A 1,090-nucleotide genomic window follows, 5' to 3' on the forward strand; every position below is an offset into this window, starting at 1 on the left:
CCTCAACAGTTTGTCCTACAGTCAGCTCTGGAGATTCAATTTCAATTCTATTTCCCGGTAGGACTTTTGCTGTCGTGTACAAAGTTGATTTAACCATTTTAAGCCTTCTCTTTAAGTATTGTTGTTAATATAGCTTATTAAGATCGGCGACCGCACTTAAACCTACAGTTTCAATCAATGTGCATGGTGCGTTCCCCAAAATCGATCGCTGGAGCAGTAGGAACCACTTTGGGGAACGCACCCTACGGCTGTCTGGTGCAACGATGAGTTATGTTTTTTGTTGTTTATCCAGAAACTTAGTCATTGCTTCTGATATCGGTTGCTCGCAGATAAAATCGCCGAATTCCTGCTTAAAATCAGACCAAGATTCGGATAACAATCCTTTGCGTCTCCAATACGGATGGAACCATATCTATTGCATAGCGTATCCTGCTGGGTTATCTGTCCATTCACGGTATCGGAAACAGGTTGCTCCGATACATGGAATTCTAAAATCGCCTGTAAAAGGCCTTGCTTCTGGATGAAGCCACAAAAAAGCAACATGCTTCGGGTCATTTTCTTCGCCTTCATAACCATATTGCACAAAGTCGTATCTAAACTCTCGCCGGAAAAAACATGCTATTTTATAAACAGCTTTACGATATTGTATCGGGGATTTATATGTTATCCGAATAGGATTTAACTCTATTTTTTTCGGCGAAATTAATGGAGATATAATATTCACCGAATCTGGATTTATAGCTAAAGGCTTCATTATGCTGACTCCTTTTCAAAAAACATAACTACATATTACACGGAAAATTTCTGGATAACACTCCTCAGAGTAACGATATGGGTCAACTTTTGGCATATCACCCCATCTAGGCGCAATCGCCAGAACTTTTCCCTATATCACGCCCAAAAGCCTGTTAGCCAGATTAGCATATTGTCAAAAACCTTGTTTAACTAAATTCCTGACAATTAGGCCAATTCTAGCGACGATTATTCGATCTGACCGCACCCCTTGACAAAAATTTATCATTATTCGATTCGTTTAATTGTCGGGGGACTCTGTAAAGATTTTTTACTGGGAAATCCACACCCAGTAACA

At 39.9% G+C, this 1,090-nt stretch carries 1 protein-coding gene; it reads right to left on the minus strand.

Going from position 1 to position 1,090, the window contains the following annotated elements:
• Positions 1-412: 412 nt before the first annotated feature.
• Positions 413-754: a hypothetical protein gene (locus PX481_RS25185; RefSeq protein WP_288028171.1), complete on the minus strand. Its 342-nt coding sequence runs from the start codon at positions 752-754 to the stop codon at positions 413-415.
• Between the last annotated feature and the right edge of the window lie 336 nt (positions 755-1,090).

The organism is Microcystis sp. M53603_WE2 (genome assembly GCF_030065435.1).